The 26,522-nt window shown below is 63.3% G+C and carries 29 protein-coding genes; 6 read left to right on the forward strand and 23 right to left on the reverse strand.

The window, feature by feature from the left end:
• Positions 1 to 255 precede the first annotated feature (255 nt).
• The 5 genes from AC0L2M_RS26475 to tesB form a co-directional block, all read right to left on the reverse strand.
• The gene (locus AC0L2M_RS26475) at positions 256 to 939 is read right to left on the reverse strand and encodes an outer-membrane lipoprotein carrier protein LolA (RefSeq protein WP_027155917.1); all 684 of its coding nucleotides are present in this window, start codon (positions 937 to 939) and stop codon (positions 256 to 258) included.
• 165 nt (positions 940 to 1,104) lie between these two features.
• On the reverse strand, positions 1,105 to 3,744 hold the full coding sequence (locus AC0L2M_RS26480; RefSeq protein ID WP_473536307.1) for an FtsK/SpoIIIE family DNA translocase: 2,640 nt from the start codon (positions 3,742 to 3,744) through the stop codon (positions 1,105 to 1,107).
• Positions 3,745 to 4,113: 369 nt separating this feature from the next.
• Positions 4,114 to 5,541 carry an ammonium transporter gene (locus AC0L2M_RS26485; protein WP_287056968.1) on the reverse strand — a complete coding sequence of 476 codons (1,428 nt, stop codon included), beginning with the start codon at positions 5,539 to 5,541 and terminating at the stop codon, positions 4,114 to 4,116.
• Between the two features lie 31 nt (positions 5,542 to 5,572).
• Positions 5,573 to 5,911, reverse strand: a complete 339-nt coding sequence (locus tag AC0L2M_RS26490; protein WP_023800571.1) for a P-II family nitrogen regulator — start codon at positions 5,909 to 5,911, stop codon at positions 5,573 to 5,575.
• A 220-nt stretch (positions 5,912 to 6,131) separates the two neighbouring features.
• Positions 6,132 to 7,007 (reverse strand): acyl-CoA thioesterase II, encoded by an 876-nt coding sequence (tesB, locus tag AC0L2M_RS26495; protein WP_027155914.1) that lies wholly within the window; start codon positions 7,005 to 7,007, stop codon positions 6,132 to 6,134.
• A 158-nt stretch (positions 7,008 to 7,165) separates the two neighbouring features.
• Between tesB and AC0L2M_RS26500 the strand changes: the two genes are divergently transcribed.
• The gene (locus AC0L2M_RS26500; RefSeq protein ID WP_473536308.1) at positions 7,166 to 8,425 is read left to right on the forward strand and encodes a ubiquinone biosynthesis hydroxylase; all 1,260 of its coding nucleotides are present in this window, start codon (positions 7,166 to 7,168) and stop codon (positions 8,423 to 8,425) included.
• A gap of 42 nt (positions 8,426 to 8,467) precedes the next feature.
• Here AC0L2M_RS26500 and AC0L2M_RS26505 read toward each other — a convergent pair whose 3' ends face one another.
• The gene (locus tag AC0L2M_RS26505; RefSeq protein WP_473536309.1) at positions 8,468 to 8,995 is read right to left on the reverse strand and encodes a hypothetical protein; all 528 of its coding nucleotides are present in this window, start codon (positions 8,993 to 8,995) and stop codon (positions 8,468 to 8,470) included.
• Between the two features lie 113 nt (positions 8,996 to 9,108).
• Positions 9,109 to 9,465, reverse strand: coding sequence for a YciI family protein (locus tag AC0L2M_RS26510; RefSeq protein WP_473536310.1), 357 nt, complete (start codon positions 9,463 to 9,465; stop codon positions 9,109 to 9,111).
• 66 nt (positions 9,466 to 9,531) lie between these two features.
• On the opposite strand from AC0L2M_RS26510, the gene AC0L2M_RS26515 reads away from it, so the two are divergent.
• On the forward strand, positions 9,532 to 9,915 hold the full coding sequence (locus tag AC0L2M_RS26515) for a hypothetical protein (RefSeq protein ID WP_473536311.1): 384 nt from the start codon (positions 9,532 to 9,534) through the stop codon (positions 9,913 to 9,915).
• Complete coding sequence (locus AC0L2M_RS26520) at positions 9,876 to 10,301, forward strand: OsmC family protein (RefSeq protein ID WP_473536312.1); 426 nt, start codon at positions 9,876 to 9,878, stop codon at positions 10,299 to 10,301. Before AC0L2M_RS26515 ends, AC0L2M_RS26520 begins: the two co-directional genes overlap by 40 nt.
• 99 nt (positions 10,302 to 10,400) lie before the next feature.
• Here AC0L2M_RS26520 and AC0L2M_RS26525 read toward each other — a convergent pair whose 3' ends face one another.
• The 7 genes from AC0L2M_RS26525 to AC0L2M_RS26555 all read right to left on the reverse strand — a co-directional run bounded on the left by AC0L2M_RS26525 (position 10,401) and on the right by AC0L2M_RS26555 (position 15,483).
• The gene (locus AC0L2M_RS26525; RefSeq protein WP_287320548.1) at positions 10,401 to 11,039 is read right to left on the reverse strand and encodes a YceH family protein; all 639 of its coding nucleotides are present in this window, start codon (positions 11,037 to 11,039) and stop codon (positions 10,401 to 10,403) included.
• An 87-nt stretch (positions 11,040 to 11,126) separates the two neighbouring features.
• Positions 11,127 to 11,906: a succinate dehydrogenase iron-sulfur subunit gene (locus AC0L2M_RS26530; RefSeq protein WP_023800578.1), complete on the reverse strand. Its 780-nt coding sequence runs from the start codon at positions 11,904 to 11,906 to the stop codon at positions 11,127 to 11,129.
• A 64-nt stretch (positions 11,907 to 11,970) separates the two neighbouring features.
• Positions 11,971 to 13,809, reverse strand: coding sequence for a succinate dehydrogenase flavoprotein subunit (gene sdhA / locus AC0L2M_RS26535; protein WP_473536313.1), 1,839 nt, complete (start codon positions 13,807 to 13,809; stop codon positions 11,971 to 11,973).
• Between the two features lie 4 nt (positions 13,810 to 13,813).
• Positions 13,814 to 14,188 (reverse strand): succinate dehydrogenase, hydrophobic membrane anchor protein, encoded by a 375-nt coding sequence (gene sdhD / locus AC0L2M_RS26540; protein WP_268929907.1) that lies wholly within the window; start codon positions 14,186 to 14,188, stop codon positions 13,814 to 13,816.
• A gap of 23 nt (positions 14,189 to 14,211) precedes the next feature.
• On the reverse strand, positions 14,212 to 14,631 hold the full coding sequence (gene sdhC / locus AC0L2M_RS26545; RefSeq protein WP_473536314.1) for a succinate dehydrogenase, cytochrome b556 subunit: 420 nt from the start codon (positions 14,629 to 14,631) through the stop codon (positions 14,212 to 14,214).
• A 400-nt stretch (positions 14,632 to 15,031) separates the two neighbouring features.
• Positions 15,032 to 15,367 (reverse strand): hypothetical protein, encoded by a 336-nt coding sequence (locus AC0L2M_RS26550; protein ID WP_473536315.1) that lies wholly within the window; start codon positions 15,365 to 15,367, stop codon positions 15,032 to 15,034.
• On the reverse strand, positions 15,358 to 15,483 hold the full coding sequence (locus AC0L2M_RS26555; protein WP_287213413.1) for a hypothetical protein: 126 nt from the start codon (positions 15,481 to 15,483) through the stop codon (positions 15,358 to 15,360). Before AC0L2M_RS26555 ends, AC0L2M_RS26550 begins: the two co-directional genes overlap by 10 nt.
• Positions 15,484 to 15,589: 106 nt before the next feature.
• Here AC0L2M_RS26555 and AC0L2M_RS26560 point away from each other — a divergent pair, with 106 nt between their 5' ends.
• Positions 15,590 to 15,964, forward strand: coding sequence for a hypothetical protein (locus AC0L2M_RS26560; RefSeq protein ID WP_473536316.1), 375 nt, complete (start codon positions 15,590 to 15,592; stop codon positions 15,962 to 15,964).
• Here the strand turns inward: AC0L2M_RS26560 and AC0L2M_RS26565 are convergent.
• Both AC0L2M_RS26565 and AC0L2M_RS26570 read right to left on the reverse strand, forming a co-directional pair.
• A complete protein-coding gene (locus tag AC0L2M_RS26565; protein WP_473536317.1) occupies positions 15,948 to 17,171 on the reverse strand; it encodes a GGDEF domain-containing protein in 1,224 nt (407 codons plus the stop codon). The two genes, AC0L2M_RS26560 and AC0L2M_RS26565, sit on opposite strands and share 17 nt — an antisense overlap.
• A 177-nt stretch (positions 17,172 to 17,348) precedes the next feature.
• Positions 17,349 to 18,560: a GGDEF domain-containing protein gene (locus AC0L2M_RS26570; protein WP_473536318.1), complete on the reverse strand. Its 1,212-nt coding sequence runs from the start codon at positions 18,558 to 18,560 to the stop codon at positions 17,349 to 17,351.
• Between the two features lie 162 nt (positions 18,561 to 18,722).
• On the opposite strand from AC0L2M_RS26570, the gene AC0L2M_RS26575 reads away from it, so the two are divergent.
• A complete protein-coding gene (locus tag AC0L2M_RS26575) occupies positions 18,723 to 19,034 on the forward strand; it encodes a hypothetical protein (protein ID WP_473536319.1) in 312 nt (103 codons plus the stop codon).
• Positions 19,035 to 19,084: 50 nt separating this feature from the next.
• Here AC0L2M_RS26575 and leuC read toward each other — a convergent pair whose 3' ends face one another.
• From leuC to rplS, 5 genes are all read right to left on the reverse strand, one after another.
• Complete coding sequence (gene leuC, locus AC0L2M_RS26580; RefSeq protein WP_473536320.1) at positions 19,085 to 20,494, reverse strand: 3-isopropylmalate dehydratase large subunit; 1,410 nt, start codon at positions 20,492 to 20,494, stop codon at positions 19,085 to 19,087.
• Between the two features lie 291 nt (positions 20,495 to 20,785).
• Positions 20,786 to 21,421 (reverse strand): class I SAM-dependent DNA methyltransferase, encoded by a 636-nt coding sequence (locus AC0L2M_RS26585; protein ID WP_473536321.1) that lies wholly within the window; start codon positions 21,419 to 21,421, stop codon positions 20,786 to 20,788.
• A 57-nt stretch (positions 21,422 to 21,478) separates the two neighbouring features.
• A complete protein-coding gene (locus AC0L2M_RS26590) occupies positions 21,479 to 22,294 on the reverse strand; it encodes an amino acid ABC transporter permease (protein ID WP_473536322.1) in 816 nt (271 codons plus the stop codon).
• Positions 22,295 to 22,551: 257 nt separating this feature from the next.
• Positions 22,552 to 23,349, reverse strand: a complete 798-nt coding sequence (locus tag AC0L2M_RS26595) for a transporter substrate-binding domain-containing protein (protein WP_473536323.1) — start codon at positions 23,347 to 23,349, stop codon at positions 22,552 to 22,554.
• Positions 23,350 to 23,605: 256 nt separating this feature from the next.
• A complete protein-coding gene (rplS, locus tag AC0L2M_RS26600; protein ID WP_023800592.1) occupies positions 23,606 to 24,145 on the reverse strand; it encodes a 50S ribosomal protein L19 in 540 nt (179 codons plus the stop codon).
• 331 nt (positions 24,146 to 24,476) lie between these two features.
• On the opposite strand from rplS, the gene AC0L2M_RS26605 reads away from it, so the two are divergent.
• Positions 24,477 to 25,229 carry a sulfite exporter TauE/SafE family protein gene (locus AC0L2M_RS26605; protein ID WP_473536324.1) on the forward strand — a complete coding sequence of 251 codons (753 nt, stop codon included), beginning with the start codon at positions 24,477 to 24,479 and terminating at the stop codon, positions 25,227 to 25,229.
• Here the strand turns inward: AC0L2M_RS26605 and trmD are convergent.
• Together trmD and rimM are read right to left on the reverse strand one after the other, a co-directional pair.
• Positions 25,211 to 25,909, reverse strand: coding sequence for a tRNA (guanosine(37)-N1)-methyltransferase TrmD (gene trmD, locus AC0L2M_RS26610; protein WP_023800593.1), 699 nt, complete (start codon positions 25,907 to 25,909; stop codon positions 25,211 to 25,213). The genes AC0L2M_RS26605 and trmD overlap by 19 nt on opposite strands.
• Positions 25,906 to 26,505 carry a ribosome maturation factor RimM gene (gene rimM, locus AC0L2M_RS26615; RefSeq protein WP_473536325.1) on the reverse strand — a complete coding sequence of 200 codons (600 nt, stop codon included), beginning with the start codon at positions 26,503 to 26,505 and terminating at the stop codon, positions 25,906 to 25,908. The genes trmD and rimM overlap by 4 nt, the downstream gene beginning before the upstream one ends.
• Positions 26,506 to 26,522 lie beyond the last annotated feature (17 nt).

A 26,522-nucleotide genomic window follows, 5' to 3' on the forward strand; every position in this document is an offset into this window, starting at 1 on the left:
CCCCCAAGGGCCCCCATTAGGCCCCCCCCTTAATTCAATCCCCTAAAATACCTCCCCCCCCCCAATCTAAAAAACACGCGGCCGGGCTTTCACGGGGGCCCCGGGCTGGCACCAGGATTCGATGAGATTCAGGTCAGGCCGAGTCGAGAATGGTGGATTCCGAGAACCGGAGCGGAGCGTACTTACTTAAAGTACGTACCGGAAGCGCAGGAAACCGCCATTCGCAGGCCGGCCTCACCTGAATAACAGCAGATCCTACCGCGACTTGGTGTTCAGTTCGCGGTTGGCCGTGTAGTCGATGGCAAAGGTGTCGGGGGCGAAGCTTACGCCTTCCCTGACGTTGAAGATCATCACCGTCGTGTCCTTGCCTTGCGCGTCGGTGATCGTCCATTGGCGCAATTCGTAGGTTTTCGGATCGAACATCATGGTGATCTTCGAACTGCCGAACACCGATTTGTCGGCGAGTTGGATGGTGGTGACGTCGTTTTCTTCCTTGACGCTTTTGACGCGGCCGCCGGAGAGGTCGATCCTGGTGTCGAGCAGCAGCTTGAGCGGCGTTTTCGACAGTGGGTAGAGATCGGACGTTTTCAGCCGCTTGTTCAGGATGACCACCGACTTGCCGTCGGAAATCACCCGGAAATTCGACGTCCCATCATAGTTGAAGCGTATCTTGCCCGGCCGTTCCAGGAAGAACTTGCCGCCGGTCTGCTCGCCCTTGGGTCCGAACTGCACGAATTCGCCGGCCATCGATTTGACCGAGGAAAAATGGTCGGCGATCTTCTGCGCGGTGGCTGGCACCGCCGCTTGCGCCGACGCCAGCAACTGGACCCCGGGCACGACATTGATGGCCGCGGCGCCGGCCAGGACCAGCCCGAGGCCAAGCAGTTGGCGGCGGGTCGGGGCAAAATCGCTGATCGTGGCGAAAGAAGAGTTTTTCATGCCGGTTACTCTCGTCTGGTTCATCTGTTGTCGCAGTGTTTGGCCCCCCAGTTGGGCTTAAGTTTGGCGGCCGAACAGCGCTTGGTCGTTGCAAACGCGCCAGAAGGTTCAAAGTTGCTGCCGTCAGGTTGCAGCCGCGAAAATCCTGTCGGCTTGGCGGGCGGATCAGAACTTGTCGTCCTCCGTCGGCACCAGAATTTCGCGTTTTCCGGCATGGTTGGCCGGGCCGACAATGCCTTCCTTCTCCATCTTCTCGATGATCGAGGCGGCGCGGTTGTAGCCGATGCCGAGCCGGCGCTGGATGTAGCTGGTCGAGGCTTTGCCGTCACGCAGCACCACCGCAACCGCCTGGTCGTAGGGATCGTCGGAATCCTCGAAATTGCCGCCGCCACCGCCCAAGCCACCCTTGCCCGACGGCTCATCGTCGTCCTCGTCGTCATCCTCGGTAATGGCATCGAGATATTCCGGCACGCCCTGCAGCTTCAGATGCGCGACAATCTTCTCGACCTCGTCATCGGAAACGAAAGGACCGTGCACGCGCTGGATGCGGCCGCCGCCGGCCATGTAGAGCATGTCGCCCATGCCGAGCAGCTGTTCGGCGCCCTGTTCGCCCAGAATGGTGCGGCTGTCGATCTTCGACGTCACCTGGAAGGAGATGCGGGTCGGGAAGTTGGCCTTGATCGTGCCAGTGATGACGTCGACCGACGGCCGCTGCGTCGCCATGATGACGTGGATGCCGGCAGCGCGCGCCATCTGCGCCAGGCGCTGCACCGCGCCTTCGATGTCCTTGCCGGCGACCATCATCAAATCGGCCATCTCGTCGATGATGACGACGATGTAGGGCATTGGCTCGAGATCGAGGTTTTCCGTCTCATAGACCGCTTCGCCGGTCTGCCGGTCGAAGCCGGTCTGCACGGTGCGCGAGATTTTTTCGCCCTTCTTCTCGGCCTGCTGCACCCGCGCGTTGAAACCGTCGATGTTGCGGACGCCGACCTTCGACATTTTGCGGTAGCGGTCCTCCATTTCGCGCACGGTCCATTTCAGCGCCACCACCGCCTTCTTCGGATCGGTGACGACGGGCGTCAAAAGATGCGGGATGCCGTCATAGACCGAGAGCTCCAGCATTTTCGGGTCGATCATGATCAGCCGGCAGTCCTGCGGCGTCAGTCGATAGAGCAGTGACAGGATCATGGTGTTGATGGCGACCGACTTGCCCGAGCCGGTGGTGCCGGCGACCAGCACGTGCGGCATCTTGGCGATGTCGACGATGACCGCCTCGCCGTTGATGGTCTTGCCGAGCGCCAGCGCCAACTTGGCCTTGGTGGTCTCGAAATCGCGGCTGGCCATGATTTCCCTGAGATAGACGGTCTCGCGCTTGGCGTTCGGCAGTTCGATGCCGATGGCGTTGCGGCCGGGCACCACGGCGACGCGGCAGGCGATCGCGCTCATCGAGCGGGCGATGTCGTCAGACAGGCCGATGACCCGCGACGATTTGATGCCGGGCGCCGGTTCCAACTCGTAAAGCGTGACGACCGGGCCGGGGCGGACATGGATGATCTCGCCCTTGACGCCGAAATCCTCCAGCACGCCCTCGAGCAGGCGGGCATTCTGCTCGAGCGCGTCCTTGGACAGGCTGGCGTCGCGCACGACGTTCTTCGGCTCGGACAGGAAATGCAGCGACGGCATTTCGAATTGTTCGGAGCCGATCAGCGAGGACTGCGCTTCGCGCTGGACACGCGCGCCCGGAACCGGCCGCGGCGCCGGCGCCGCGACGCGGGTGGCTGCATCGGAGCGGAACGGTTGCACCTTCGCATTGAGCGCAGCGCTGCGCGCAGGCTCCGGCGCAAAATCCATGTCATCGTCATCGTCGAAAACATCGGCGTCGTCGAGCGAGGCGCTACGGTCGTTGACCATGGCGGCGAAGAATTCCGGCTCGACGCGGGCCCGGCCATCGGCACTCATCCGCGACTCGGCGAATTCGGCCGATTCGACCCGTTCGGCAGCGCGCCGCCAGGCGCTGGCGCGCTCCATCTCCGGTTCGAAATCGTCGCGCTCGCGGCGGCGCGCGGCGCGGCGGCGGAGATAGGCTCGCAACGATAGCCACCAATGCGTGATCGCGCCTAGCGCCAGAATGCCCTCGTCGCCCTCATCCTCGTCATTGTCGAAAAGCAAGTCGTCCTGGTCCCTCGGATCGGCTGCGGCCGGTTGCTCCAGGACGGCGAAACCGTTCTTGCGTGCAATCAGCGCCGAGCCGTAGGCAAACAGCCACAGCGCCGGCGCGGCCAGGAGCACGGCGAGCACGCTGGCGATGAGACCGGTCGGATAGCCGCCGACGACGAAGCCTGGGATCTTGAGCACCATGTCGCCGAACACGCCGCCGAGACCGGTCGGCAGCGGCCAGGTCTTGGGCGGCACCACGCAACCGGCCATGGCCGCGGCAAGCACCGCGTAGCCGAACCAGGCGAGCCCGCGCTTCGGCAGCCTGTCGACGCCGCGCGCCGAAAACAGCAGAAATCCCCACACCACCGCCGGCACCAGCGCCGCGACCGCAGCAAGGCCGAAGAACTGCATGGCCAGGTCGGAGAAGACAGCGCCCACATAGCCCATGGCGTTGGTGACGATGTTGTCGGTGGCATGGGAGAAGCTTGGGTCGGCGACGTTCCAGGTGGCGAGGCTGGCGACGCCGAAGGCGACCAGCGCAAACAGGCCGGCGCCGAGCAGCCGGCCGACCTGACGCCGCGCGAACGCCTGGATGCCGTGCCCCGTATCGGCCAGCGCAAGCGGTGCTGAAGCCCCTGAACGCATTCGTCGTTCCCCGTCTGTCATGGACTGGCCGGACGCATGACGTACTCCGGCAGATTCGGATGCCAGACTATCGGCGGGAAGGTTAAGGCCGCATTAACCATGGGTGCGTGCCGGCGCTCCCCGAGTGGAAACCGGTCACATAAATGGCGGGCACGCTGGCCGGCCGATGTTTCATCGCCCAAGATCGATCAGGCGCCCGATCAAGCGATTGTGACCGAGCCTGGACTGCCACCGGCGTGCATCCCACGAAAAAGAGGCCCGGAACCGGTCCGGGCCTCAATGCGTGAGCCCTTTTCGGGAGCGTCACGACGGGAGGGAAGGTGTTGGGCGACCGAGGCCGCCCCAGACAAGACCCACAGGTGGCCTGGCTTACGGGTGATAGGCCGCTTCGCCATGCGCGGTGAGGTCGAGCCCTTCGCGCTCTGCATCGGCTGTCGGGCGCAAGCCTACGATCATATCGACGATCTTGTAGAGGATGGCGCTGCCGATGCCCGACCACAGGACGGTTACCAGGACACCCTTGAACTGCGACCACAACTGGGTCGCCGTGCCGGCATAGCCGGCGGCGAAGTCGGCCGTCGAATAATCGACGATGCCGGCGCCGCCGAGGGCGGGATTGACCAGGATGCCGGTGCCGAGCGCGCCGATGATGCCGCCGACGCAGTGGATGCCGAAGACATCGAGGCTGTCGTCGTAGCCGAACTTGTTCTTCACGACCGAGACGAAGAAGTAGCAGACGCAGCTGGCGACGATGCCGAGCACGATGACGCCCATCGGTCCGCCAAAGCCGGCGGCGGGCGTGACGGCGACAAGGCCGGTAACAGCGCCCGAAACCGCGCCAAGCATGGAGGCTTTGCCGCGCAGCAGCGTTTCGAGCACGATCCAGGTCACTGCCGCCGCGGCTGTGGCGACGAAGGTGTTGACCATGGCCAGCACCGCATAGGCGTTGGCTTCGAGGTTCGAACCGGCATTGAAGCCGAACCAGCCGACCCACAGCAGCGACGCGCCGACCATGGTCAGCGTCATCGAATGCGGCGCCATGACGTCCTTGTTGTAGCCGATGCGCTTGCCGATCATCAGCGCGCCGACGAGGCCGGCGATGCCCGCATTGATGTGAACGACGGTGCCGCCGGCAAAGTCGATGGCGCCGAAGCTGAAGATGAGCCCCGACGGGTCGCTGTAAGCGCTCGGGCCGCCCCAGAACCAGACCATATGCGCGATCGGGAAGTAGACGAATGTGACCCACAGGATGGTGAAAAGGATCACGGCCGAAAACTTGACGCGTTCGGCGAAGGCGCCGACGATCAGGGCAGGCGTGATGCAGGCGAAGCTCATCTGGAAGATGACGAACACCAGTTCAGGAATGGCGACGCCCTTGGTAAAAGTTTCCGACACCGTCGTCACGTCGACGCCGGCGAGAAACATCTTGGAAAGGCCGCCGACGAAGGCGTTGCCGGGGGTGAAGGCAAGGCTGTAGCCGTAGAAAACCCAGACGATCATGACCACGCTGGTGATGGTGAAGACCTGCATCAGCACCGACAGCATATTCTTGGCGCGAACCAGGCCGCCGTAGAAAAGGGCAAGGCCGGGAATGGTCATCAGTAGCACCAGGATGGTGGAGATCATCATCCACGTCGTGTCGCCCTTGTCGACGGTAAAGGCCGGCGCTGCTGGCGCGGCCGGTGCGGCCGGCGCCGCTTCCTGCGCGAATGCGGCGAACGTGCCCAGCGCTGCGATAGCGAGTGAGCCTAGCAGCGCGGTGCGCGCCACCGACTTCAAAGTAGAAGGAATATTCATTGAACTCTCCATTGGAATACGTTTCCGCAGCTCAAAGCGCGTCGGTGTCTGTTTCGCCGGTGCGAATGCGCACCGCCTGGTCGATGCCGAAAACGAAGATCTTGCCGTCGCCGATCTGACCGGTCTTGGCCGCCGCAGTGATGGCTTCGACGGCCTTGTCGACCATGTCCAGGCCGACCGCGACTTCGATCTTGATCTTCGGCAGGAAGCTGACCGCGTATTCCGCCCCGCGATAGATTTCCGTGTGTCCCTTCTGACGCCCGTAGCCTTTGACTTCGGTGACGGTCAGGCCCTGGATGCCGACTGCGGTGAGCGCTTCGCGCACCTCGTCGAGCTTGAACGGCTTGATGATTGCCATCACGATTTTCATAAGGTTTCACCCTTTACTGTTGCGGGTCCCCCGCGTTTGCACGACTTCGCCGATCCCCATGAGAGCCGGAGAGTGCCCGCTAGGATTCAAGCTCCGTGCCAGTTGCCGAAGCAGGGTGTTAAGCTGCTGTTAAATAACGACTTGGCGAAGGTTTGTCGGCTGACTGTTCATAGTCGCGGCAGCGCAGCTGATTAAAAAGTAGGCAATTTTGCAAAATTGCCTATTCCGCGGGCGGCCGCTTCAGCCTGATGAGACCTTCCTGGGCAACCGAGGCGATCAACGTGCCGTCGCGGGCAAACAGCGACCCGCGCGTGAACCCCCGCGACCCTTGCGTCGACGGGCTGTCCTGCGTGTAGAGCATCCAGTCGTCGAGTGGATGGCTGCGATGGAACCACATGGCGTGATCGAGGCTCGCCGCCTGGATGTCGCTATCGAAGATGGCGCGGCCATGCGCAAAGGTCGAGGTATCGAGCAGCGTCATGTCGGAAAGATAGGCAAGCACGGCCGCCTGCGCGGCGCGATCGCCCGGAACCGGGCCGGTGGTGCGGATCCAGATGTTCTGTTTCGGCTCCAGCTTCTCCCGGCTGGTGTAATGCTCCAGCATCACCGGCTTCATCTCGATCGGCCGGTCACGCTCCCAGTAGCGCCTGATGCCGTCGGGCACGGCCGCGCCGAACTTGCCGATCAATTCGCGCTGCGACAGCAATGTGTCGGGCGCCGGCACGTCCAGCGGCATTGGCACCTGGTGCTCGAGACCGACCTCGTCCTGCTGGAACGAGGCTTCCAGCGAAAAGATCGCCTGGCCGTGCTGGACCGCCACGACACGGCGCGTGGTGAAGGAGCCGCCGTCGCGGATGCGGTCGACCTGGTAGATGATCGGCACCTTGGTGTCGCCCGGCCGCATGAAATAGCCGTGCAGCGAATGGACGTGGCGTTCGGGCTCGACCGTTCGCTGGGCGGCGACCAGCGCCTGGGCGATGGTCTGGCCGCCGAAGACACGCTGCCAGTCGAGTTTGGGGCTGCGACCACGGTACAGGTTGTGTTCCAGCTGCTCGAGGTCGAGAATGCCGAGAAGCTCGTCCATGGCCGCCGTCATGTTTCGCGCCCTCGTGTCGTTTTGATTCCGAAGTTCGCCTTAATTTCGATATTTTACTCGAAGCGAGCTTCAGAAGCCGCAAAAGTGTTATGGCGGTTTCCGACAGGAATGACGGGCAGTCAAGGCCGGAAAGGAATTTGGCCGGAAAGGAATTTGCCATGGTCGACAAGGCGGATGCAAAAAACCGAACCGCGCTGGACATTCTGGTCGCCGGCGCCGGCTATGTCGGCCTTGCCGCCGCCGTATCGCTGAAACAGGCACGACCGAGCCTGGCGGTCGCTGTCGTCGACGCCGCGCCCGCCGGCATCTGGCAAAAGGACGGCCGCGCCTCGGCGATCGCCGCTGCCGCTTGCCGCATGCTCGACCAACTCGGCGTCTGGGCCGAAATCGCCCCCGAGGCGCAGGCGATCACCGAGATGATCGTCACCGATTCGCGCGCTTCCGATCCGCTGCGCCCGGTGTTTCTCACGTTCGATGGCGAGGTCGCGCCTGGCGAAGCGTTTGCGCATATGGTCGCCAACAGGGATTTGAACGGCGCCTTGCGCCGGCGCGCTGAAACACTCGGCATCGACATCATCGAAGGCGTCGCCGTCAGTGCCTTCGACGTCAACGGTGCCGGCATCACCGTGCATCTTGCCGACGGCGCGACGCTGAAGGCGCGGCTGCTGATCGCCGCCGACGGCGTCAACTCGAAGCTGCGCGACATGGCCGGCATCAAGACGGTGAAATGGGACTACGGCCAGTCCGGCATCGTCTGCACCGTCGCGCATGAACGGCCGCATAATGGCCGCGCCGAAGAGCATTTTCTGCCAGCCGGCCCGTTCGCCACGCTGCCGCTCAAGTCGGACAAGGACGGCACCCACCGCTCGTCGATCGTCTGGGTCGAGCGGTCGGAAGATGCCGAAAAACTGGTCGACGGCGACGACCTCGTCTTCGAGCACGAGCTGGAACAGCGGTTTGGCCTGAAGCTCGGCGAAATTCGCGTCGCCGACAGGCCACGTGCCTGGCCGCTCGGCCTGACCATCGCCCGCGATTTCGTCGCGCCGCGCATTGCGCTCGCCGGCGACGCCGCCCACGGCATCCACCCGATCGCCGGCCAGGGCCTCAATCTCGGTTTCAAGGATGTGGCGGCGTTGGCCGAAGTGGTGGTCGAGGCCGACCGGCTCGGCCAGGATGTCGGTGCGCTCGACGTGCTCGAACGCTACCAGCAGTGGCGGCGCTTCGACACGCTGCAGATGGGCGTCACCACCGATGTCCTGAACCGGCTGTTTTCCAACGACATCGGCCCGTTGCGCGCCGTCCGCGACATCGGCCTCGGTCTCGTCGAACGCATGCCGCGGCTGAAGGATTTCTTCATCCGCCAGGCGTCCGGTCTGTCCGGCGACACGCCGAAACTGCTCAAGGGCGAGGCGATCTGAACCCGTCTGACGGGCCGGCATCACCTGAATATCAGCACACCCTTAGTTGACCTCGAAGCCGAGCTTCTGGCGCAGCCGCAGTATCCTCTGGTCGGATATTTTTAGGGGTTGCTCACCAGCCTGCGCCGCGCGGTTCACCATCTGCAGCAAATCGTTTCGCTCAGTCACGTCGAGGCGTTCGCGCAGGAACGGCGCCAGTTTGTCGATGACGATCGTGGCATCGTCGATCTGGGACGCCGCCCATTTGGCGTAGACCACGGCCTCATCGGTCTTCTTGTCGTCTGCAATCTCCGAAATCACCGACCGAACCACGGCTTCGCGCTGCGGCAGGACAGGGCCGTTCTCGGAAATGATGGCGGTGATCAGCGTCGCGGCCGCCACGACCGGATCGTCGATCGCCGTCAGCGGTGAGAGCGCCGCCTGCTTGCGCAACCTCTTGCGCCGAATGTTGCCTTGCACCCGCCCGACGACGTCCGCGACCTCGCGCGCCGCATCGTTCATGGCCTTCATCCGATACCACCAGAACGCCGCCACTCCCAACAGCCCAATTGCAGCAATCAGTATATGCATGCCCGAAATCCCCCAACCGCAGCGACGATAGGAGAAGTGCTGTCTCGCTTCAACACGCAAAAGTTGCGCCCGCCGAAGAACATCGATTCCGCCGAACGCAACCGGAATAGTGTTCAGGATCCCGGTACGCTGTAGATCGCCCTGACCTCGATCGTGCCGATTTCGGCCAGCGGAATCCCGCCGGCAATCTCCAGCGCCTCGTCGATATCCCCCGCCTCGATCATGACGAAGCCGAGCAATTGCTCCTTGGTCTCGGCGAAGGGACCATCGGTGATCAGCCGCTTGCCCTTGCGCCGGCGCACGGTTTTCGACGTTCTTACCGATTGCAGCGCCTGCGCGATGATCAGCCGGCCGCTTTGCTCCACCGATTTGTCATAGGCCAGCGAGTCGGCGTCGAGCCTGGCCAGCCTCTCCGGGCTCATCGCGTAAAGGTCTTTTTCCTCACCATAGACCAGGCAAACGTATTTCATCTTTCATCTTCCTTGTTGGGACGAACTGTTGGCGACCAAGGTCCCAGCCGGGCTTTTGACCGCCGCATGATCGAGAAGGGATACCGCAACCCCTATCATGGCGACCGCAACAAGCAGTCGACCGAAACCGGAAAATTGCCGATCCAACCGGTCAGGTTCCTGTTCAGCCGCCTTTCGGCCGGTGTCACTCCAGTGAGCAGAAAACAGATTATTCATGGTGTCCTCCATTCGGCCACGAAACCCGTGGCCGCCCGCAGGACGGCCGAGGCAGATGGAAGTCGACATTTTTGCACGCGGATTTTTTTTCGCGTCGCCATTGGCGCGAAAGCACGGGTGGCCTTCGTGCCCGCGCGCGCTATAGTCGACCAGACGCCGATCACGGCTCAGCCACCACAATCAAGGAGGAATTCATGGACCGCACCGCAAACGCCGTCTGGAAAGGCAATCTGAAAGAGGGCAACGGCACGCTCGACACGCAGAGCGCGGCTCTGAAAGGCACGCCCTACTCGTTCAAGGCGCGGTTCGAGGATGAAAGCGGCAAGGCCGGCACCAATCCGGAGGAACTCATCGCCGCCGCGCATGCCGGCTGCTACGCCATGCAGTTCTCTCACTTCCTGGCCGAGAACGGCACCCCCGCCGACGAACTCGACGCCAAGGCGGTGGTGATGCTGATTCCTGGCACGGGGATCACAGGCAGCGCGCTCACGGTGGTCGGCAAGGTGCCGGGCATCGATGCGGCGAAATTCCAGGAGCTGGCCGAGAAGGCCAAGGCCGAATGCCCGGTCTCGAAGGCGCTCGGCGCCATAAAGGTTTCGCTCGACGCCAAACTCGGCTGAGCAGATGGCATGAGGTGATAAACGCCGGCTCCAAGGCCGGCGTTTTCATTTGTGGGGCGTAGGCGATCCTTCACGTCCCTCCAACGCCTCAAAAGGTCATCAGCGTCCGTCGCCGGTCAGCGCGTCGATGCGTGCGCGCAGCTGTGCGACCTCTTCCTCGAGAGCCTGCACGCGCGCTTCGAGATCCGAGGCCGGCGAAGGCGCTTGCAAGGGCGCTGCGGCAGCCGACAGCTGCACCGGCCCGCCCAGGAGATGCACATAGCGGTCCTCACGCTGGCCGGGACCACGATCGATCTGCTGAACGAGCGGCGGCTTGCGGCCGATCAACAGGTCGAGATTGCTGCGAAGCTCGTCGATGGAGGGCAACCGCGCCATGCGCTCGCTTCGCGCCAGCAATTCATAGGCGGTTTGCGGACCGCGCAGCAACAGCAGCCCAAGCAGCGCAATCTGCGCCGAGGTCAGCGAAAAGCGCTGCGCGACGATATGCTCGTAGCGCTCGACACGCGAGGCAAAGACCTGCCTGACCAGCCCCTTGTGCTCGAGTTGGCCAAGCGCTCGTCTCACCTCGACAAGCTCGACCGACATCACCGGCTCGCGCGCCGTCTTCTGGTTGGCGGCGGCAAGTGCCGCATTGAGCGTCAGCGGGTAGATGTCGGGCGTCAGTTCCTTCTTTTCGATCAGGCAACCGAGCACGCGCGCTTCGACGGGAGAGAGGATGGGGAGTTCGGTATCGGTCATGGGTCGGCTTCCTTTGAAGTCGGCGGGACAGCGCCGGCGCGAAGGATCACTACCGACGAGATGATCCCTGCAGCAACCCGTCCAAAGCTAAACCCTTCTCTCCACCATCATCTTCTTGATCTCGGCGATCGCCTTGGCCGGGTTCAGCCCCTTGGGACAGGTCTGGGCGCAGTTCATGATGGTGTGGCAGCGATAGAGCCGGAACGGGTCTTCGAGATTGTCGAGCCGTTCGCCCTTGGCCTCGTCCCGGGAATCGATCAGCCAGCGATAGGCCTGCAGCAGCGTCGCCGGACCGAGATAGCGGTCGCCGTTCCACCAATAGCTCGGGCATGAGGTCGAGCAGCAGGCGCACAGGATGCATTCATAGAGCCCGTCGAGCTTTTCGCGGTCCTCATGGCTCTGCAGCCATTCCTTGGCCGGCTCGGGCGACACCGTCTTCAGCCACGGCTCGATCGAGGCGTGCTGGGCGTAGAAATTGGTCAGGTCGGGCACCAGGTCCTTGACCACCGGCATATGCGGCAATGGGTAGACCTTGATCGCGCCGGAAATGTCATCGCAGCCCTTGGTGCAGGCGAGCGTGTTGGAACCGTCGATATTCATGGCGCAGGAGCCGCAAATGCCCTCGCGGCAGGAGCGGCGCAGCGTCAGCGTCGGGTCGATCTTGTTCTTGATGTAGAGCAGAGCGTCGAGCACCATCGGCCCGCAATCGTCCATGTCGACGAAATAGGTGTCCATGCGCGGGTTCTCGTCATCGTCCGGCGACCAGCGGTAGATGCGGTATTCCCGCAGATTGGTCGCACCCTCCGGCTTCGGCCAGGTTTTTCCGGCCTTGATCTTCGAGTTTTTCGGAAGGGTGAGTTCGACCATTATCTCAGGTCCTTTCGGATGACGAGCTTCAGCCCGGACCAAGTCCCGTTTACGGCGGCCATCATCAATACACCCTGGCCTTGGGCGCGATCTTGGCCAGGTTGATGCCGCCGTCTGCTTCCATGAGCAGCGGCTCGGTGTGCACCGGCCGATAGCTGAGCGACACCCCGCCGGCCTCGCTGAGCCGGGACAGCGTGTGCTTGCGCCAGTTCGCGTCGTCGCGCGCCGAAAAATCCTCCCGCGCATGTGCGCCACGGCTCTCCTTGCGCGCCTCGGCGGCGTAGACCGTGGTGATGGCGTTGGCCATCAGGTTTTCCAGCTCCAGCGTCTCGACCAGGTCGGAATTCCAGATCATCGAGCGATCGAACACTTTTACGTCCTTGAGCTCGCCCCAGATCTGCGAAATGCGCTTGCAGCCGCTTTGCAGCGATTCCTGGGTGCGGAACACCGCCGCATCGTCCTGCATCGCCTTCTGCATCTTTTCGCGCAAAACCGCCGTCGGCGTCGAGCCGTTGGCGTGGCGCAGCCGGTCGAAGCGGTCGATGATCTTGTCGACCGAGGCTTCGTTGGGCGACGGGATCGCTGCGTTGCGATCGATCACCTTGCCGGCCCGGATCGCCGCCGCGCGGCCGAACACCACCAGATCGATCAGCGAGTTGGAGCCCAGCCGGTTGGCGCCGTGGACGGAGGCGCAGCCGGCTTCGCCGACCGCCATCAGCCCGGGCGACACCTGGTCCGGGTTCAAGGCGGTGGGGTTAAGCACCTCACCCCAGTAGTTGGTCGGCACGCCGCCCATATTGTAGTGGACCGTCGGCAGCACCGGGATCGGCTCTTTGGTCAGATCGACGCCGGCAAAGATCTTTGCCGACTCCGAAATACCCGGAAGTCGCTCGTGCAAGACGGCCGGATCGAGGTGGTCGAGATGGAGAAAAATATGGTCCTTGTTCTTGCCGACGCCGCGTCCCTCGCGAATCTCCAGCGTCATGCAGCGCGAGACCACGTCACGCGAGGCAAGGTCCTTGGCCGACGGCGCATAGCGCTCCATGAAGCGCTCGCCCTCGGAATTGACGAGATAGCCGCCTTCGCCGCGCGCGCCCTCGGTGATCAGGCAGCCGGCGCCGTATATGCCGGTCGGGTGGAACTGCACGAATTCCATGTCCTGCAGCGGCAGCCCGGCCCGCGCCGCCATGCCGCCGCCGTCGCCGGTGCAGGTGTGCGCCGAGGTCGCCGAGAAATAGGCGCGGCCATAGCCGCCGGTCGCCAGCACCACCATTTTTGCCGAAAAACGGTGGATGGTGCCGTCGTCGAGGTTCCAGGCGACGACGCCGCTGCAGGTGCCGTCCGGCTCCATGATCAGGTCGAGCGCGAAATACTCGATGAAGAACTGCGCGTTGTTCTTCAGCGACTGGCCGTAGAGCGTGTGCAGGATGGCGTGGCCGGTGCGGTCGGCGGCCGCACAGGTGCGCTGCACCGGCGGGCCGTCGCCGAAATTCATCATATGGCCGCCGAACGGCCGCTGGTAGATCTTGCCCTCTTCGGTGCGCGAGAACGGCACGCCGTAATGCTCGAGCTCGTAGACGGCGGCGGGTGCTTCGCGCACCAGATATTCCATGGCGTCGACGTCGCCGAGCCAGTCCGATCCTTTCACGGTATCGTACATGTGCCACTGCCAGGAATCGGGCCCCATGTTGGACAGCGAGGCGGCGATGCCGCCCTGAGCGGCGACAGTGTGCGATCGCGTCGGGAAAACCTTGGTGATGCAGGCGGTGCGCAGGCCCTGTTCGGCCATGCCGAGCGTGGCACGCAGGCCGGCGCCGCCGGCGCCGACCACAACCACGTCGAATTTGTGGTCGACATAGCTGTAGGCGGACGCCGTGTTGGCGTTGTTCGCGTCCTTGGCCAAAATTTCAGCCTCCAAATGCCAGTTTGAGCAGGGCGAAGATCGAGGCGACGCCGACCACTACGGGAAAGAATGTGTTGAGGGCGAGCAGCGCCAGCCTCATGCCCTCGCCATGCACATAATCCTCGATGATCGCCTGCATGCCGAGCCGCATATGGTAGAGCCCGGACAACAGCACCAGGGCCAGGACCAGCGCCACGAACGGGTTGGCAAGTGCGGCGCGCACTTGCGCATAGCCGGCGCCGTTCAGCGCGATCAGAAAGCCGACGAAGAACAGGATCAGTGGAATGTTGGCGATCGCCGTCAGGCGCTGGCGCCAGAAATGCTCCGTGCCCTCGCGGGCGGAGCCGAGGCCGCGGACCTTGGCCAGCGGGGTGCGCATGTCGGTGTTGTGGTGGCTCACGATCACGCTCCCCGCGCCATGTAGCCGGCGATCCAGATCAGCAGCGTCAGTACGATCGAGCCGACCAGCGTCGCCCAGGCGACCCTGGAGGCGGTGTCCTTTTCAAGCCCGGCCCCGGTGTCCCAGATCAGATGGCGCACGCCGCCCAGCATGTGGTGCATCAGCGCCCAGGTATAGAACAACAGCACCAGCCGCCCCAGCCACGAGCCGAAGGCCCAGTTGACGGCATCGAAGGTGGGCTGCGAGCTCGCCGCCGCCATCAGCCACAGCGCGACCAGCAGCGTGCCGAAATAGAGCGCGCCGCCGGTGATGCGATGGATGATCGACATCGTCATCGTGATCGGCGGACGATAGACGGTCAGATGCGGCGACAGCGGCCGTTCACGTCTGGCAAATTCGCGGGTGGCTGGTGACTTGCTCATGGCTCCCCCAGTTCGGCGTCCCAAGTTCGGCGTCTCTTGGAGCCCCAGGTGGAAATGCGGCATTACCGCTTCCGGTTGCGACTTTGGACAGCCCGGTTTCTAATGCTCTTTTTGCACCGCGTCAAAGCCGGAAAATCGTTCCGAAAAGGTAATTTAGTCTGACAAAAGGCAGTGTTTGGCTTCAATCGATTAGCGCGCGACCCAAAGCCGGCGCAATGTTCGCTGCGGTGCGGTATGTGGTTTCGATCCTACGGCTTGGGGCATGTTGAGATTCAGGTCAGCCCGTGGCGAAAACAGCGGTTCCGAGAACCGGAACGGAGCGTACTTTCGGGTACGTGAGTACCGGAAGCGTAGGAAACCACTGTTTGCAGACCAGCCTCACCTGAATATGGGCATGCCCCTAGCGCTTGCAGGTCAGCGGCGTCTTCCCGCCCTTCATCACCAGCGCGTCGCGCCCGTCGATCACGATTGCGTCATGCGCCGCGCCGAAGCGGCTGTTTTGATTGGCTGGCGAGGCCGGCAGGTCCTCGCTGGCGCCGTCCGGACCAAGCACCCGCACCGAAGTGCCGAGATTTTCGATGGTGATCCTGGCGCCATCGGCGCAACTGTAGGTTGCGGTGCGCGGCTGCGGTGAATCGGGCGCGGCGGCTGGCGCATTGGTTTGAGACACGCAGGCAATTGTGGTCAGCAATGGACAAAGGGCCAGCGTCACCCGAAACGTCCGGCCTAACGCCATGTGCTGTCTCCCTGCGCGTCAATCCAGCCGCGATGCTTGCCAAGATAACCGATGTCGCGCTCGGCCGCGATGGTGGTGGCAAGCATGGCCGAAAGATGGCCGCGGATATTAACCATGTTTGCCGAGAACTGCCGGCCAGCAGGGCTGGCCTCTTAACAATGGTTAAGAAAAGGTTAATTTGTGATTCGAGCAAGAACTCGGCCTCTGACAAATGGGGACGCCATGCATTCGAATTCAGCCAGATCGCGCCTTCCGGCGCCCGTCTCGATGCCCGTCGTCCTGGTGGCGGTGGCCATCGGCTTCGCATTCGCAGCGCCGGCACGCGCCGGGACGCGCGACCGCGTCTATGCCGATTCCTTCGGCAACCTCGTCATCGAGAGCGCCGCCGGCTACAAGCGCATCCTCGTTGGCGAGGGCGAATTGGCCAAGGAAATGTCGGATTACGTCGGCGCTGGGCAGCCCAAAATCCTCTATCAAGACGAACCGGACGATGTCAGCAGCCACGACTGCTACAGGCCGCCGGTTTTCGTGAAGGGCCGCAGCTATATGTACGGGCTTTCCGACGGTGAGATGCCGGAGCTTAGCCCCTGCCGCTGATCTTCGGCCCGGCATTGGCGACAGCGGGCTGCCGGGCGGCGATTGATCCTATCGAGATCCGCACGCAATTGCGTCCGCTGCCCTTCGCTTGGTAGAGCGCTTCGTCGGCGCGCCGCAGCAGGTCGGAAAAATTCTCAGTCGGGTGGAGCTCGGCAACGCCGAAGCTGGCGGTGCAACGATGGTTCGCCGGCAGACAGTCGATCGGCAACGCCCCGAAAGCGCTGCGCGTGCCTTCGGCGAAGAGCCGCGCGGCGGCGAGGTTGGTTCTCGGCAGGATGATGGCGAATTCCTCACCACCGATGCGGCCGGCGACGTGATGCTCGGCGGCCGCATCACGCAGGAAGCCGGCAAAGGTCTCGATGACCCTGTCGCCGGATGCATGGCCGAAACTGTCGTTGATGCTCTTGAAATGGTCGAGGTCGGCGATGACCAGCGCGACCGGAATACCCCTGCGCACGGCGTCACGCATCGCAAGCTCGGCATGACGCTCGAAGCCGCCACGGTTGAGCAGCCTCGATAGCGTGTCCGTCTCCGATTTCGACATCGCTTCGGCGAGCACGTCGCGGACCAGAATGATCAGGATCAGAAGCGCGATTGTCATGGCAAACACCGTGCCGAGCGATTGCGACACCAGAGCGTAATTGCTCTGCAGATAGGCCTGCGGATTGGCTCCCCAGCCGCCCAATGCATGAGCGATGAACGGCTTGCTCACGAATTGCAGGGCGCTGGCTGCCAGTACGGCCATCACCGCATGGTCGAGCCAGTCGCGTCTTTGCCTGGACGACCAGACGATGCCGACGCCGACGAACTGCATGGCGGCATAGGGAAGCTGGTAGGCCATCATGCGGGCAAGCGACTGGCGCGGCAGATCCTGCACGAAATACACGGCCACGGTGGCCGCAAACAGGAAGACGAGCATCGGCACCCAAGGCGGCGCCACGCCGTATTTATGGGCAAGCCCGGCATTGAAGGCGATGGTGGCGCCCAGGAAAACGGCGAAGCCCGCGACGACTGCGGGTCGCGCATTGTCGAAGAGCGGAATGCTGAACTCGATGGCGAAATAGGCCATCCCGAGCAGATAACCGAAGACCAGCCAGCGCGCCGGCGCGCGCGCCACCTCGTTGAACGATATGGTCATGAAGGCGGCCGCCAGCACGCCGGCGACGAGCAGGTTGATTGCAAGGATGAACTCTGCGCCGCCGCCCATGTGGTCTTTCACACTCCCTGCGACAGCAAATCACGAACGGGCGAAAAAGACGTTAACATGGGCGTAGTACGGAATGCGTTCGAATTGAACCGCGCACCCCGCGCTGTTTGTTTGTTTAGCGCGATTTCTGCGGCGCCAAGCGATTCCCTTGGCTGCAAATGCTCTAGACGTGGACGATCAGCCGGCTTTGAGCGGCTCCACGACCAGCGCCGTTTCCGAGCGTCCATGGGCCGACCGTTCATAGGATAGCCGCACGCTGTCGCGGCCGTTCCGTTTGGCTTTGTAAAGTGCCTCGTCGGCGCGGCGCATCAGCGGCTCCAGCCCCTCCTCGCCGGTGTAGGCCGCCACGCCGAAGCTCGCCGTTACTCTTGTGCCGGGCGGAAGCCCGTCGACGCTGCCTGCCGAATAGACCGTGCGAATGGCTTCGGCAAACAGCCTTGCCGCGCCAAGGTCGCTCAGCGGCAAAAGCACGGCGAACTCCTCGCCACCGATGCGGCCGGCGACGCCGCTGGTGCCGGCAGCCGATCGAAGCTTGGCGGCGAAATCGGCGATCACGCGATCACCCGCCGCATGCCCGTGCAGATCGTTGACTGCCTTGAAGTGATCGAGGTCGGCGAGCACCAGCGCGACCGGAAGTTTGGCGGTGGCGCAGTGCCGCAGGAGATGCGTGGCGCGTTCCTCGAAGCCGCGCCGGTTGAGCAGGCCCGACAGCGGGTCGGTGTACGCCTCGGCCTTCAGCGTTTTCATTACGTCCAGCGCAGCCGCGCAGAACAGGCTAAGCGCGGTGAGCAGCGACAGCAGTGCATGCGACAGCAGCGCTGTCGTCCAGTAGGACGAGGCATAGAACCCGTCATAGCTTTGGTAGGGTCCATGCGCGATGACGATAACGAGGGTGCGCGCGACGAAATTCAGCCCGGAAAGCAGCGACAGCACGAACAGCATCATTTCCGTCGGGCCCCTGCCGCGCACCACGCGCAGTTCGGCGGCGACTACCAGGCTGAGCCCGCCGAAAGCGAAATTCATCGCCAGGATTCGCCAGGTGAGATCGGGCTGGATGAACATGAACCAGCAAAAAGCGGCCAGGCCGCCGCTCGCCAGAAAGCCGATCGCAACAAAGGGCACGCGCCGTCCATAACGTGTCACGATCGCGCCGGCGAGACCGCTGGCAGCAATCGTGAAGCAGGTGACGGAGAGCAGTTTGGTCGGCGCCATGCCGATGGGCAGGGTGAAATACTGCAGCAGGAAGCCGGCCGCCGAAAGCCAGTAACTGGCGGCGAGCACAGCCAGATAGGCGCAGTGACGCTGATAAAACCACAGCACGAGAAACACCGCGCCGAGCGCAAGCGCGATCGTCGGGTTGAGTAACCCTGTCAGCAGACCGGTGTCCAAAGGACCGTGAACCCCCACGCTTCCGTGAGAGAGACCTTAGGGCGCAAGCCCAAACAAGCGGTTAAGCAAAGTCGAATATGCGCGAGGACCCCCATGAAGCAGTTGCACGGAACTTGAAACCGCGACCGGCGTTTTCCAGCAGCAATCGATGGAGACGCTTTCATGGCCGATACGATCATGCTGACCGACCACCAGGCAATTCGCTCTTGGGCCGCGTCACGTGCCGGATTTCCGGCAATCGTCGATGTATCGCCCGAAACAGGCACGCAAGCCATGCTGAGGCTGGTTTTCGGCCAGCACGCCTATCAGGACCAGGACCAGGCCGAACGCCCGGCCAACGCCGGCGGCTACGAACTGGTCGAATGGGACGAATGGTTCAAGCTGTTCGACGAACGGCAGCTGGGGCTCGTGGTGGCAAAGGATGAACCCGGCCGCCGTGAGCAATTCCACGAATTCGTCAGGCGCCCGGCGTGAAGAGAACCCGAACCGCATCGCGGTTCGGGTTCTGTTAACTCGTCATCGGGTTATTTCCACTCGCGGATGTCGACGAAATGGCCGGCGATCGCCGCCGCCGCCGCCATCGCCGGCGACACCAGATGGGTGCGGCCCTTAAAACCCTGACGGCCCTCGAAATTGCGGTTCGAGGTCGAGGCGCAGCGCTCATGCGGCTTCAGCCGGTCGTCGTTCATGGCAAGGCACATCGAGCAGCCCGGCTCGCGCCAGTCGAAGCCGGCGGCGACAAAGATCTTGTCGAGACCTTCGGCCTCCGCCTGCTCCTTGACCAGACCGGAGCCCGGCACGATCATCGCATCGACGTGAGGGCTGACTTTCTTGCCCTCGACCACCTTGGCGACAGCGCGCAAGTCCTCGATGCGGCCGTTGGTGCAGGAGCCGATGAAGACGCGGTCGAGCGCGATATCGGTGATCTTGGTGCCTGGGGTCAGGCCCATATAGTCGAGCGCGCGCTGCTTGGACGTACGCTTGTTCTCATCGGTGATATCGTCGGGGTTCGGCACGATACCCTGGACCGAGACGACGTCCTCGGGCGAGGAGCCCCAGGAGACGATTGGCGGCAGTTTCGCGGCGTCGAGCACGACCACCTTGTCGAAATGGGCGCCCTCGTCGGACTGCAGCGTCTTCCAGTAGGCGAGCGCGGCGTTCCACGCCTCGCCCTTCGGCGCGCGCGGCTTGTCCTTGACATAGGCGAAGGTCGTCTCGTCAGGCGCGATCAGGCCGGCCCGGGCGCCGCCCTCGATCGACATGTTGCAGATGGTCATGCGGCCTTCCATGGACAGCGCGCGGATCGCTTCGCCGGCATATTCGATGACGTAGCCGGTGCCGCCGGCAGTGCCGATCTCGCCGATGATCGCCAAAATTATGTCCTTGGCGGTGACGCCTTCCGGCAGCACGCCGTCGACGCGCACCAGCATGTTCCTGGCCTTGCGCTGGATCAGTGTCTGCGTGGCCAGCACATGCTCGACTTCCGACGTGCCTATGCCGTGCGCCAATGCGCCGAAAGCACCATGCGTCGAGGTGTGGCTGTCGCCGCAGACGATGGTCATGCCAGGCAGCGTAAAACCCTGCTCCGGACCGATGATGTGGACGATGCCCTGGCGGATATCCTTCTCGGAATAGTATTCGACGCCAAAGTCCTTGGCGTTCCTGGCCAGCGCCTCGACCTGGATGCGGCTTTCCTCGTTCTTGATGCCGAACTTGCGCTCGGGCGAGGTGGACACATTGTGATCGACCACAGCCAGCGTCTTTTCCGGATGGCGGACCTTTCTGCCGGTCATGCGCAGGCCTTCGAAAGCTTGCGGGCTGGTCACTTCATGGACGAGGTGACGGTCGATATAGAGCAGGCAGGTGCCATCGTCCTGGCGGTCGACGACATGGTCGTCGAATATCTTGTCGTAGAGGGTGCGCGGTGCGCTCATGTGCGTAAATCCGTCGATATGAAAATGGGAAGTGACTGGCGCCGGCTAGCCGGCGAACACGGCCTAGCCCGGATATCTCAGCGAAGTCGGCTGGTCAGAGCGCCGGAAACGCGCGCCGAGAAACGCGACGGCAGGCGTTTTCTGTCCTGCAGCACGAACCCCTTGTAAGCCGGATCGCCAAAAAGCTGTTCCATGGCGTGGCTCATATCAATGTTTTGACTTTTCGGCAATTGCGGCTGCCTGGCGCGGCTCTGCCTTCTCCCCTTGTTGTGGGAGAAGGAAGAAGGCGCTTCAAACCACCTCGAACACAAATGTCTTCACCAGCGCCTCAGGTTCGCCGATCGCATAGCAGCGAAACCACGGGCTTTCTTCGACCGGCCGCCACTTTTTCGCCTGCTCCAGTTCGTCGAACGTCGCCTGAAACCCGCCGCTCGCAAAAACCTGGTCGCGAACGGTGAAGATGGCGTGGCCGCCCTTCCTAGTGATGCGCACCAGTTCATGCAGGCCGGAGGCCGGTGCATGGCTGATGGTGAACACGCCGGTCGAGAAGAAGGCGCGGAAATGCCCGTCCGGCCAGGGCAGCGGATCGCCGAGCATCGCCTGTTTCAGCTCGCTGTAAGCCTGCCGGCTGCCGGCGATTTTCAGCATTTCAGCCGACAGGTCGAGCCCGGCGATGTCCTCATAGCCCAGCGCCTTGAGCGACGGTCCCGACAGGCCGGTGCCGCAGCCGGCGTCGAGCAGCGGCCCTTCGCCTGACGGCACATGGCGCGCCACCCAGGCGGCGATCAGGAACGGCAGGAGGTAGCCGAGCGCGGCGGTTTCGCTGTCATAGGTCGCAGCCCAGGCGGCGTAGGCCTTGGCAAGCGCTTCCGGCGTGTCGGCCGTATAGACCGCATCCAGCGCCGCATTGGCTTTGTCGATGTTCATGGAACTGACCCTCCAAAACGTATTGGCCGCAATCGTAGCGCCGCCTTCGCCTGCCGGTTATTGCTCATGCTGGCGGCGCAGCCGCTTTTCCAGCGCCCGCAAGGCCAGCGACAGGCCGACCGTCAGGATGAGATAGATATAGGCCACGATCGAATAGGTCTCGAAGAAGCGGAACGAGCCGGCTGCATAGATCTTGCCCATCTGGGTGATGTCGGCGACGCCGAGCACCGAGACCAGCGAGGAATCCTTGACCATGGCGACGAAATCATTGCCGAGCGGCGGCAGGATGGTGCGGATCGCCTGCGGAAAGACGATCAGCCGAAAACGCTGGGTGCGCGTCAGCCCCAGCGCCTTCGCGGCCTCGATCTGGCCCTTCTCGACCGCCTCGATGCCGGCGCGGAAGACCTCCGAGATGAAGGCCGAATAGCCGATGGTCAGCGCCATGATGGCGCGCCATAGCAACGATACGTCGCGTATCATTAGCTCGCCGAAGAGGCCGGCGCTTTGCAGCGGCGCCGTCAGCGCGTTCCATCCCGCGACGAAGGCCGGCGCGCCGGCGAAGGCGATCCAGAACAACAGCACCAGCATTGGCACGCCGCGAATGATCTCGATATACAAGCGCGCGATCTGGCGCAGCCAGCGCGACCCCGACAGGCCCATCAGCGCAATGGCGAGCCCGATTGCCGAGGCCAGCGCGAAGGCGACCATTGTGACGAACACGGTGATGCCGATGCCCTTGGCGACGGTCGCGAAAACCTGGGTATAGAGGTCGCTTGCGGCGATGAAGATAGCCGCTGCCAAGGCGAGCGCCACGGCCACGGCGAGCCACCAGGGGAAGTCGGACTTGGCGGTTGAAGATGCGGGCGTCGCCATCAGGGCGCGCCGACGAACCAATGTCGCGCCAGGCCACCCCCCTCTGGCCTGCCGGCCATCTCCCCCTCAAGGGGGGAGATCGGCAGCTTCCCTGGCCGCGCTTTTTTTCTAACGTTGAAGATTGGCGAAAGCGGAGGGTACAGCAAATCTCCCCCCTTGAGGGGGAGATGTCCGGCAGGACAGAGGGGGGTGTTCGAGCGCAGAGTCAGCGCGAGTTCCGGCGCGCAATTGTCATGAAAAGCGCGCCACAAAGGAAATCACTGCCCCATCTTGTAATCAAGGAACCATTTCTTGTTGAGCGCGTCGAGTGTGCCGTCGGCCTTCAGCGCGGCGATGGCTGCGTTGACCGGTTTCACCAGATCCGAGCCTTTCGGAAAAATAAAGCCGAAATCCTCGGTGCCGAGTGGTCCGCCGATCAGCTTCAGCCCGCCATTGGACGCCTCGACATAGCCCTTGCCGGCAGTGCCGTCGGTCAGCACGACATCGACGTCGCCGGTCTTCAGCGCCTGCACCGTGGCGCCGAACGTCTCGAAAAGTTTTATGCGCGGGTTCTGCTCATTGCCGTCGAGGACGCTGTAGACAGCGGTGTAGAACGGCGTGGTGCCGGCTTGCGCACCGATCAACCCGTCCTTGAAAGCGCCGAGCGTCTTGGCGTCGGTGAAGCGCTTCTCATCGCCGCGCACCAGCATGAACTGTTCCGAGCGCATATAGGGGTCGGAGAAATCCACCTTCTGCTTGCGATCGTCCTTGATGGTGATGCCGGTCATGCCGATGTTGTACTGGTTGTCGGAAACCGCCTGGATCATCGCGTCCCAGGAGGTGTTCTGGTACTCGACCTGGAAATTCAGCCGCTTGGCGATCTCGTTCATCGCGTCATATTCCCAGCCGATCTGCTTGCCGGTTTTGGCGTCGATGAACTGCAGCGGCGGATAGGCGTTTTCCGTCACCACCACCACCTTCTTGCCGCCGAGATCGGGCAGCGACTGCGCCAGGGCGGCGACGGGCGCAAGTACCAGAGCCAACAGGCCGGCCAACAGCAGTTTCGATTTGATCATGGTACACCCCGAGCATTTGAACGGCCTCGACATTGTCGAGGCTTGCAGGAAATCCGGCGCCGACTTTAGCTTTCCGCAGGCGCCTTGCAAGCCGGCTTGATGCGGCTTCGCGCGAAAATGGATTCCATGCTTTCACGGCATTACGGAACGATCCGTTTCGATTGCGCACCGGCGGCCCGGCAAAATCGAAACCCATTCCGCGAGGCAAAAAAGGCGGCCGAAGCCGCCTTTCCGAAACATGGTTTTTGAATTCGCCTTATTCGGCGGCAGCGGCTTCCTCGGCCTTGGCGGCCTCGTCGGCGGCCTTCTTCTCGGCGGCTTCCTGCGCGGCCTTCTCGGCGGCCAGCGCCTGGGCGGCTGCAACCTTCTCGGCCTCGATGCGGGCCTTCTCGGCGTTCAGCGCATCGCGCTCCTCATCGTTCAGCTTGCGGGCGCGCACGCCGGTGTTTTCCGAAATGCGGGCCGACTTGCCGCGACGATCGCGCAGGTAATAGAGCTTGGCGCGGCGCACCTTGCCGCGGCGCACGATCTCGACGCCCTCGACCATCGGCGAAAAGACCGGGAACACGCGCTCCACGCCTTCGCCGTAGGAAATCTTGCGAACGGTGAAATTCTCCTGGAAACCGGCGCCGGCGCGGGCGATGACGACGCCCTCATAGGCCTGGACGCGGGTGCGGGTGCCTTCGGTCACGCGGACCTGGACGCGTACGGTGTCGCCGGGCTGGAATTCGGGAAGCTTGCGCTTGGCTTCGATCTTGGCGGCCTGTTCGGCCTCGAGCTGACGGAGGATATCCATCTCTACAAATCCACTTCTTGTTCTTCCGACAGTCAGAGCGTCCGACACTCGCCTTGCAGTTCCATTGACCGCTCGGCTATGCCCTTTGTTCGAGAACATCTGGGTTCGAGAACATCGGGCAGGGGCGACTACACCGTCATTGTTGACGGGCCCGGCAGATTTTCTCCCGGTTCGGCGCGCACATACAGCTATTTCGACGCTTTGTCACGCCTTTGCCGCGTTCTTTTTTGGTCGTTGGTCAACGTCGCAATCTTCCGGCACAGGGGTTGCGTTGAAGGCCCAAGCTTTTTAAGCCGGGCAGAACGTGACTTTCCTCCGGCGGCAACACCCTATGCCAGTTCTCGATGCGGCCCTGCTCTTTTTCGCGGGCTTTCTCTCAGGTGCCGTCAACGCCATAGCCGGCGGCGGGACGTTCATAACCTTCGGCGCCATGTCGCTGGTCGGCTTGCCGCCGATCGTCGCCAACGCCACCTCGTCGCTGACGCAATTTCCCGGCTACATCACCTCGACGCTCGCCTACTGGTCCGACATCAAGCATTTCTGGCGCACCGCGTTGCTGCTCGGCCTTATCTCTGCTTTTGGCGCGCTGGCCGGTGCGCTCATCCTTCTGGCGCTCGACAATCCGTCGTTCCGCGTCCTGGTGCCCTGGCTGCTGCTCGCGGCAACCGCGCTGTTCGCCGCCGGGCCGTGGCTGAAGCCGGCGCCCAAGCCGGGCCGTCAGGCCGCGATGGGTTCGCTGGTCGGTTCCCTGGCGCAGTTCGCCACCGCCGTCTATGGCGGCTTCTTCGGCGCCGGCATGGGCGTCATGATGCTGGCGACGCTCGGCCTCACCCAGGCCGGCGACTATCACCGCCTCAACGCGCTGAAGAACCTGCTGGCCGTGGTCATCGCGGCAGTAGCCATCCTGGTCTTCGTCTCCGGCGACGTCATCGCCTGGCGGCAGGCGATCGTCATGATACCGGGCGGCGCGCTGGGCGGCTATGCCGGCGTCTGGATCGCCAAGCGCGTGCCGCAAATTGCCGTGCGTGGCTTCGTCGTCGGGGTCGGCGTGTTTCTTGCCTTCTATTACTTCACCAAGGGCTGAGCGGCTAACAGGTCCGGCCGCCGCTCTTTCGTCAATCTTTCCGATTCGGCGCGTCGCCACGCGGCGATCTTCTGATGATTGCCCGAGGTGAGAACCTCGGGGATTTGCCGGCCCTCGAATTCCTGCGGACGCGTGTAGTGCGGATGTTCGAGCAGGCCGTTTTCAAAGCTCTCTTCATCGCCCGACACCGTATTGCCCATCACGCCGGGCAACAGCCGCACCACGGCGTCGAGCAGCACCAGCGCTGCCGGCTCGCCGCCGGAGAGGATGAAGTCGCCGACCGAGACCTCCTCCAGCCCCCGCGCGTCAATCACCCGCTGGTCGACGCCTTCGAAGCGTCCGCAGACGATCACTGCGCCCGGCCCCGCGGCCAGTTCGCGCACACGCACCTGCGTCAGCGGTTTTCCACGCGGGCTCATCAGCAGCCGTGGCCGTGGATCGCCCGGTGGCGAGCTATGGTCGATCGCCTTGGCCAGAACGTCGGCGCGCATCACCATGCCGGCGCCGCCGCCGGCCGGCGTGTCGTCGACGGTGCGATGGCGATCGGTGGCGAAATCGCGGATCTGGATTGCTTCCAGCGACCATGTGCCGGCCTCCAGCGCCCGGCCGGCCAGCGACACGCCGAGTGCACCGGGAAACATTTCGGGATAGAGCGTCAGCACCGAGGCGGAAAAACTCACCGGTTGCCCCCGGCGTCCTTCGGCCCGCGCGGCCTGCCCTTCGGGTCGAAACCATCGCTGCCAGGAGCATCGCTGTCTTCGTCATCGATCAAGCCCGCCGCCGCCGGATCGATGCGGACGAAACCGTCCTTGATCGACACGTCAGGAACGGCAGCCTGCGTGAACGGGATCAGCACGCCTTTGCGCCCCGCCAATATCACGTCGAGGATATCGCCACCGCCGAAATTATGCACGGCGACGACCTTGCCGATGTCAGCACCGGTATCGTCCCGGACCGCCAGCCCGACGAGATCGGCATGATAGAACTCGTCCTCTTCGCCGTCGTCCGGCAGCATCGAGCGGTCGACGAATAATTCCGTGCCGGCGAGCGCCTCGGCAGCGTTTCGGTCGCTGACACCTTTGAAGCGCACCACCACGACGTTATTGGTCGGCCTGATGTCGACGATCTGGAAGGCGCGGCCGTCCCTGGCATAGAGCGGCCCGTAGTCGGCCAGCGCCAGCGGATCGCCGGTGAAGGTTTTCACGCGCAATTCGCCCTTGATGCCATGGGCGGCGCCGATCACGGCCATCTGGACAGGGTTTTGCGGTTTGGTCATTGGTGGAAAAATCCTTT

It is taken from the genome of Mesorhizobium sp. WSM4806 (assembly GCF_055811635.1).

Coding starts and splice junctions, on each gene's coding strand:
- rimM (WP_473536325.1), bottom strand. CDS start 26,505: ATGACCAAACCGCAAAACCCTGTCCAGATGGCCGTGATCGGCGCCGCC.
- AC0L2M_RS26515 (WP_473536311.1), top strand. CDS start 9,532: ATGATCGAGAAGGGATACCGCAACCCCTATCATGGCGACCGCAACAAG.
- AC0L2M_RS26590 (WP_473536322.1), bottom strand. CDS start 22,294: ATGGCGACGCCCGCATCTTCAACCGCCAAGTCCGACTTCCCCTGGTGG.
- AC0L2M_RS26490 (WP_023800571.1), bottom strand. CDS start 5,911: ATGAAAATCGTGATGGCAATCATCAAGCCGTTCAAGCTCGACGAGGTG.
- AC0L2M_RS26565 (WP_473536317.1), bottom strand. CDS start 17,171: ATGGGCGGCGGCGCAGAGTTCATCCTTGCAATCAACCTGCTCGTCGCC.
- AC0L2M_RS26525 (WP_287320548.1), bottom strand. CDS start 11,039: ATGACCGATACCGAACTCCCCATCCTCTCTCCCGTCGAAGCGCGCGTG.
- AC0L2M_RS26560 (WP_473536316.1), top strand. CDS start 15,590: ATGCATTCGAATTCAGCCAGATCGCGCCTTCCGGCGCCCGTCTCGATG.
- rplS (WP_023800592.1), bottom strand. CDS start 24,145: ATGGATATCCTCCGTCAGCTCGAGGCCGAACAGGCCGCCAAGATCGAA.
- AC0L2M_RS26585 (WP_473536321.1), bottom strand. CDS start 21,421: ATGAACATCGACAAAGCCAATGCGGCGCTGGATGCGGTCTATACGGCC.
- AC0L2M_RS26555 (WP_287213413.1), bottom strand. CDS start 15,483: ATGGTTAATATCCGCGGCCATCTTTCGGCCATGCTTGCCACCACCATC.
- AC0L2M_RS26520 (WP_473536312.1), top strand. CDS start 9,876: ATGGACCGCACCGCAAACGCCGTCTGGAAAGGCAATCTGAAAGAGGGC.
- AC0L2M_RS26530 (WP_023800578.1), bottom strand. CDS start 11,906: ATGGTCGAACTCACCCTTCCGAAAAACTCGAAGATCAAGGCCGGAAAA.
- leuC (WP_473536320.1), bottom strand. CDS start 20,494: ATGAGCGCACCGCGCACCCTCTACGACAAGATATTCGACGACCATGTC.
- AC0L2M_RS26510 (WP_473536310.1), bottom strand. CDS start 9,465: ATGAAATACGTTTGCCTGGTCTATGGTGAGGAAAAAGACCTTTACGCG.
- AC0L2M_RS26550 (WP_473536315.1), bottom strand. CDS start 15,367: ATGGCGTTAGGCCGGACGTTTCGGGTGACGCTGGCCCTTTGTCCATTG.
- sdhD (WP_268929907.1), bottom strand. CDS start 14,188: ATGCGCACCCCGCTGGCCAAGGTCCGCGGCCTCGGCTCCGCCCGCGAG.
- AC0L2M_RS26505 (WP_473536309.1), bottom strand. CDS start 8,995: ATGCATATACTGATTGCTGCAATTGGGCTGTTGGGAGTGGCGGCGTTC.
- AC0L2M_RS26485 (WP_287056968.1), bottom strand. CDS start 5,541: ATGAATATTCCTTCTACTTTGAAGTCGGTGGCGCGCACCGCGCTGCTA.
- AC0L2M_RS26500 (WP_473536308.1), top strand. CDS start 7,166: ATGGTCGACAAGGCGGATGCAAAAAACCGAACCGCGCTGGACATTCTG.
- sdhC (WP_473536314.1), bottom strand. CDS start 14,631: ATGAGCAAGTCACCAGCCACCCGCGAATTTGCCAGACGTGAACGGCCG.
- AC0L2M_RS26475 (WP_027155917.1), bottom strand. CDS start 939: ATGAAAAACTCTTCTTTCGCCACGATCAGCGATTTTGCCCCGACCCGC.
- AC0L2M_RS26480 (WP_473536307.1), bottom strand. CDS start 3,744: ATGCGTTCAGGGGCTTCAGCACCGCTTGCGCTGGCCGATACGGGGCAC.
- AC0L2M_RS26575 (WP_473536319.1), top strand. CDS start 18,723: ATGGCCGATACGATCATGCTGACCGACCACCAGGCAATTCGCTCTTGG.
- AC0L2M_RS26595 (WP_473536323.1), bottom strand. CDS start 23,349: ATGATCAAATCGAAACTGCTGTTGGCCGGCCTGTTGGCTCTGGTACTT.
- tesB (WP_027155914.1), bottom strand. CDS start 7,007: ATGACGGCGGCCATGGACGAGCTTCTCGGCATTCTCGACCTCGAGCAG.
- AC0L2M_RS26605 (WP_473536324.1), top strand. CDS start 24,477: ATGCCAGTTCTCGATGCGGCCCTGCTCTTTTTCGCGGGCTTTCTCTCA.